Origin of the sequence: Nostoc sp. FACHB-888, from assembly GCF_014696655.1 — a bacterium.
In the GTDB taxonomy this organism is placed as follows: domain Bacteria; phylum Cyanobacteriota; class Cyanobacteriia; order Cyanobacteriales; family Nostocaceae; genus Nostoc.
In genome coordinates this window covers 1-5,856 of record NZ_JACJQM010000231.1, presented here as the reverse complement: position 1 = coordinate 5,856, position 5,856 = coordinate 1, and the positions used below count along the sequence as shown (strand labels likewise).

General features: G+C 44.2%; 6 protein-coding genes. 3 read left to right on the top strand and 3 right to left on the bottom strand.

What is annotated here, in order from left to right; genetic code table 11:
* Window positions 1-473 precede the first annotated feature (473 nt).
* The 3 genes from H6G26_RS37555 to H6G26_RS37545 all read right to left on the bottom strand — a co-directional run bounded on the left by H6G26_RS37555 (window position 474) and on the right by H6G26_RS37545 (window position 3,038).
* The gene (locus H6G26_RS37555; RefSeq protein WP_242054245.1) at window positions 474-944 is read right to left on the bottom strand and encodes a hypothetical protein; all 471 of its coding nucleotides are present in this window, start codon (window positions 942-944) and stop codon (window positions 474-476) included.
* 141 nt (window positions 945-1,085) lie between these two features.
* Entirely contained in the window at window positions 1,086-2,021 is a 936-nt protein-coding gene (locus tag H6G26_RS37550; protein ID WP_190736695.1) for a hypothetical protein, read from the bottom strand.
* Between the two features lie 126 nt (window positions 2,022-2,147).
* The gene (locus H6G26_RS37545; protein WP_190736694.1) at window positions 2,148-3,038 is read right to left on the bottom strand and encodes a hypothetical protein; all 891 of its coding nucleotides are present in this window, start codon (window positions 3,036-3,038) and stop codon (window positions 2,148-2,150) included.
* Between the two features lie 160 nt (window positions 3,039-3,198).
* Between H6G26_RS37545 and H6G26_RS37540 the strand changes: the two genes are divergently transcribed.
* The 3 genes from H6G26_RS37540 to H6G26_RS37530 all read left to right on the top strand — a co-directional run.
* Window positions 3,199-3,420 (top strand): ribbon-helix-helix protein, CopG family, encoded by a 222-nt coding sequence (locus H6G26_RS37540; RefSeq protein ID WP_190735156.1) that lies wholly within the window; start codon window positions 3,199-3,201, stop codon window positions 3,418-3,420.
* Between the two features lie 47 nt (window positions 3,421-3,467).
* On the top strand, window positions 3,468-4,367 hold the full coding sequence (locus H6G26_RS37535; protein WP_190736692.1) for a hypothetical protein: 900 nt from the start codon (window positions 3,468-3,470) through the stop codon (window positions 4,365-4,367).
* Between the two features lie 314 nt (window positions 4,368-4,681).
* Window positions 4,682-5,856 (top strand): serine/threonine-protein kinase (locus H6G26_RS37530; protein WP_190736690.1); only part of this gene is annotated, 1,175 nt, incomplete at its 3' end.

The following is a 5,856-nucleotide window of genomic DNA, read 5'->3' as shown; positions in this document are numbered from 1 at the left end:
TTGCTTGCTCGTCTCAAAGAAAGTATTTCATGAACGAGTAAGCTTTTTCTACCTCCAAAAAATTTTTAGATTGTACATCATCCTTCTATCCGCCATCGCCTGACTTATGCCATTACTGCGGGAGTGAGCCTTAAAGCTGTAGTCCTTATCCTGCATAGCTTATAGCTTTTCTTAGTGCCATTCTTCCATATCCTTTCCCCTCAATGTGAAAAATTGGTAAGTTAGATTTGTTCCTTAATTGTTAATTGCTGGACGATTGTCTAGGGCATAAACAATCGTTCTTATCTCCAAGGTGTAAAATTATTCCATTGAAACCAGCTTGAGCCAGAATTAGAGTATGCAGAGATACGGTGGATTGCTTCTGGATTACCCCAGCAGCAGCAGGCATTGATAGCAAACGTGGGTTTATCCTGAAGTGTTCCGTCTTTTAATTCAATCTGGTAAACCTCATCCTCAGCCCAAACTTCCAGCCATTACCGGCTCATATATTCGGTGTAAAACTGACTCCACTGAGATGAAAGCCAGCGCGACTCTGTTTCACGGTCATAACGCCATAGTTTGAAAACCATGTTCCAGTGCGTGAGGAAGTCGAGGGCTACTGGTTTGGAACAAGTAAGAATTTCTTTATCTCCCGGCACAAGGGTCAGTTCTTCACATAACCGGGGCAATTCTACAGTGAAACCACCATACTTGACGGTGTACCATTCGATTCCGCTAATACCCTGGCTTATTTGTTCAGCCCAAATTGTCTGTCTTTTATCGGCTGTGTCTTTTGATCTAGTGAGAAACATATCGAAATGCAATACTGTTTCTACTGGGGATAATTCGCCTTTTACTACGTGTTGTTGTAGCGCTAAGTTACACACCGACTCCCAACCGATTACGTTGATTTGGTCGATCTGTTGGGCAAGTTCTGCTGCTCTTGGGTCTTGAAATCGTGTCATTAACCTTTCCTTATCCGTTACTTATTTTCTGTTTAATGGACAGGCTTTACAGTTATTCATGTAAAATAAGTAGATTTCCTACAAGTAATGGTTACGTAGCCAGTAGTAAGAAAGATGCAGGCAACTGAAGACTGATGGCTATTAAACCAATACCTGTTCTTTCTTATTAGTGAAAGCCCCTGTCTGCCTTAACGCTGCACTAGGACTGGGATGAGCGAAGAACTCTTCTACAGCTTTGGTCAAACCAGCCGCAACAGCCGGATCATGGCAAGCGTAGACATAGATAGGCTGTTGAACGCCATTAACCAATCGTGTTTCTTGGCGATCGCCCAAATGTGGGTAGAATGTTCTCACCCATGTGCCCAAGTGTCCCCGATAGTGAGCGCCGCTCAGGGGGACTTTCTTACCGAGTTCAATCTCAGCGAAATTAACCACGCCCATCCACTTTTCTTGTGTGCCGGTTAAGGACTGTCTGTTGTAGTCAGCTATCAGATTGGCGGCGAAGTCTTTACAATTCTGTTCCATGTATGGGTTGAGTCTGCCACCGGTGAGTTCGGCTAAAGTCTTCATGGCCTGTACAAAAGTATGTAGCCGTTGCTCGACTGGAGGGAGGGCTGGGATAGTGGAAGTCCCAACTTTTGGTGCAATCTTAGGCACTCCTGCAACTAGCTCTAAAATGATTGTTCGCACGATTGCGGCAATTTCGGATTCAGTGAGCAGCATTGCAATCCGAAGTGTTCCAGAAGGTGAAAAGACCCTAGCTTGTGATGTTCTGGATGGTAAACCCAACAAGGAGCGAGCATCAGACAAGTCCTTTCCAGTCAATTTTTTGGTTTCGTTATCTCGAAACTCTTTGCTGTTTCTTTCGTAGATATGCTTAATACCTGGTATAGAATATTGGAAATACTGAGCTAACTGTTCAACTGTTGCCCAGCCCTCGCCATTCCAAACAGCAAACACAATAGCTTTAGCTTTGTTTAATACTTGTTGAGAGCGAGAAGCATCCAACCCATCTAATGCAGATGTTCTCAACGAAGGAGACTCGATTAAAACGCTTTGGTTTAAAGATAAACTCATGCTGATTCCTTGACTAATATGTTATTTCAGCAAGTAATAAAATTGAGGTTTGGGTGTGTTTGGAGAATAACGCCCAAAAAATACCTAAAAGTGAGCAGCAATTTTCACTGCTGCCCACATGAGGCTTTACGCTGTGACTAATTCTTGAAGAAGAGATCGAACTTCATGGTTAAAAAGCTGCTGTAATTCATTAGAACTCAGTTGCTCTAAGGGTCGGTGTTGCAAGTATTTGTGAACTGGTTCAGCCAGCGATGTATCCACCATCGACAGCGATAGCACAGCATCAAGCACGGAGTTAGAATACTGCTGCTGGACTGAATAACGCCTCTTTACCCACCAATTACCGTTAGTGCATCCGACTTGCCCCAGTTTCACGCCCTTGTTGTTGTAAATGCCATCATCGAGAACTTCAAACCCATAATTTTGGCACTCATTGAAGATATGCGCCATGATTTGGTTTTCAGTAGAAGAGGAAACTTGCGGGGCAGAGGTGCAGAGGGGCAGAGGAGAAAGTTGTTGTAGATTTTTCCCCTCTGCACCCCTGCTCCCCTGCACAAGAGCTTCTAGGACTGGCAGTGTGCCATCTTTGTAGTGAGTACAGATGAAGCGATCGCAACGCATTAGAGTGTTGGCACGAAATACTTCTTTCTCGTTGACCATTACTACCCAACGTTGCGTTAAGTGGTTGTCGTCATAGCTGATGCTGGCTACCAGTTTGTCATTAGCATAATATTCGTGATGGTCAAAAGAGATTTCGACTATTGTGAGGGGTTCGGGAGCTATGGCTTGGGCTTGGTCAGCGATGAAGTGGTCGAGTTCGGCTTGGGCGAGGGCTTGTTCGTCGGGGGTGATTTTCTGAATTTTGCTTGACTGATAGTTAACAATGGCGAAAATCCAAGAATACTTGCATCGTTTGTCGCTTACTTCGACTGTGCAGGCGATTTCGCTGTAGATTTGCTTGAGTCGAGCAATAGATTTCAGTTGCAGCTGTTGATGGCTGTAAATGGTATGTGTCATGATGGTATTTCCTGTTAAAGGATCAAAAGACGAGCGCACAAGTTTCCAAGGCGAGGGCGGTCGTCTTTTGCTTTTTGATATCTTTATTATATACACATATACACACGTCGCCAAGTATGTATATAATCAAATCTGGTTGAATATATGTGTAGGTATTGATATGGTTAAAACGCTAGTGCCAAAAGATTATCGAGTTAAGCCAGGAAAATGGGGTGAAAGCAAGCAACGGGTTCAAATCATGTTGACTCCAACAGCGATTGAGCTTGTTGATGCTATAGCTGAACAGATGGAATTAACTAGAGCAGAAGTAATTGAGAGATTAATTCGTTCCAAATGTCTCAACCTTGAAACCTTAAAAGAGATTGCTGGGGATGACGATTAAAGAGCTTGCCAATCTTTGCTTTTGGTCTGTTTGACTACGAGTGATTCATGAACAACCCGCCCCGTAAGCGCAAGAAAGCCACCTCTACCGCATCCAGTGACGACACGCCACCAGATAACCTGATCCAAGAAGAAAACCCAGCTACAGCAACAATTACAGTTAGTGCTGTTGAAGTAACAGAGTTGACCCAAGAGGAGCAAAGCGATCGCTTACATCTGGAGAGGAAAGTGGAGCGGGCGTTTTTTGAAGCAGGTAAGGCACTGGCAGAATTGCGTGATCGTCGGCTTTACCGTTCAAGTCACCGCACGTTTGAGGATTATTGTCGCGATCGCTTTGGGCATAGTCGCCGCCAGTCTTATCTTTTAATGGATGCGGCTGTCGTGTTTGATAACTTGGTTGAAATTTGTGATCAATTTGATCACATTTTGCCGACAGCAGAAGGACAAGTTCGACCGATGACAAAGCTTGAACCTCAAGAACAGCAGGAAGTGTGGGTAAAAGCGATGGAGCAGGCAGGGGGTAAAGTGCCACCAGCTAGAATTGTTAAAAACGTAGTGCAGCAAATAATGGAACGCACCCAAGTACCCAACACTTACCAGTTAGGCGAAGTATGCCAAATCCTTGCAAAAGACAATCCAGAACTCAGAGGCAAGGGTGGGTGCTGGGGGATAGTCGCAAGAGCGAATGATTTTAGTTGCACTGTCAAAACCTGGGATGGGGAGTATACCGTTGGTTTGCAGCACCTGAAGTCTTACGATTACTTGCCTGCGGAGTGTGAGCAGATGCGGGTGATTTGTGATCGCATCAGTCGAGTGTATTCCAATTCGCTGGAGGAGACAGTTAAAAATCTGTTGCAGTCGTTGGGGAAGGTGAATCGTCCTTATTTTACTGCTGTGGAAGAGAAGCTGTTGAAGCTTCTGGAGTTGGAGTATAGGAGAATACCCTAAACAATTTTGGCAAATTGGCATCCAATGGCTTTGGGTTACAGTTTCAATGGAGTTAGCAACACAACGGGACAGTGAAGAAGTTGTACAAGGGATAGGGTAAAACTTTCCGTAACTGGTGTCCCGTGCGCCAGTTGTCAAATGAGTGCTGTAGAAACGCTCTACATATTGATACAGCGCTCGTAAGTGAACGCCATCAGTCTGCAACTGGCTAGAAATGAACAAAACCAAATAGGATTTCAGAAGATGAAAAATCTAGATAGCTGGATTACTGTATAGTTTGAGGTGTACCAGATTATCATCTCAAGAGTTGCTCTATGATTGCTCTACCTGGTATTGCTATCCAAAACAAAATATACGAAAGTGACAATTCTCTAGTGTACCGGGGCATCAGAGATGATGGAGTAGGGGTCGTCGTAAAAATGCTAAAGCTTGATTATCCCTCACCCCAAGAACTAACCCGCTACAGACAGGAATATAAAATTACCCGTTCCCTGAATCTGGAAGGAGTTATCAAGGCATACAGCCAGCAGGACTATCAACGCACTCTGGTGATTATCTTAGAAGATTTTGGGGGAGAGTCATTAGAGCAATGGATGCATAAGCGTCCAGATATCTTCTGCCCGATGCCTTTATCCACTTTTCTAAGTCTTACGATCGCTGTTTGCGACATTCTGGGCAGAATCCATGCAGCTAATGTAATTCATAAAGATATCAACCCTGGAAACATAGTCTTTAATCTGGAAACTGGCATTGTCAAAATAATTGACTTTGGGATTGCGACCCAATTTAACCGCACGAATGCGACGTTCAAAAGTCCTCATGTATTAGAAGGAACACTTGCATACTTATCACCAGAGCAAACCGGGCGGATGAACCGGATGCTCGACTATCGCACCGATTTCTACTCCCTTGGTGTGACGTTCTACGAACTGCTAACCGGACATCTGCCGTTTGAAACAACGGATATTCTGGAACTAGTCCATTGTCATATTGCTAAAGTGCCCGTTCCACCTCACGAACTGAATGCAGCGATCCCTAAAGCCGTTTCAGATATAATTTTAAAACTGATGGCGAAAAATGCAGAGGATCGCTATCAAAGTGCTTGGGGTATCAAAGCAGATTTAGAAATCTGTGTTCAACAATTAGAAGAAATCGGTCAAATCTCTAGCATTGAGCTGGCGCTTCAAGACGTTTCAGGTCAGTTTCAAATTCCCCAAAAGCTGTATGGACGCGAAACGGAGATTAGAGCGTTATTGGCAGCATTTGACAGGATAGCAGGAATGGAGAATGTTGGCGAAGCCTGCCAACCAGAGTCAGCCATAGAAAATTCTCAATTCAAAGTGGAAATGATGTTAGTCGCTGGCTATGCCGGAATTGGCAAATCAGCATTAGTGCAGGAAATCTATAAACCAATTACCCAAAAGCGTGGCTATTTTATCTCTGGGAAATTTGATCAATTCGGGCGCAATATTCCTTACAGCGCGATCGC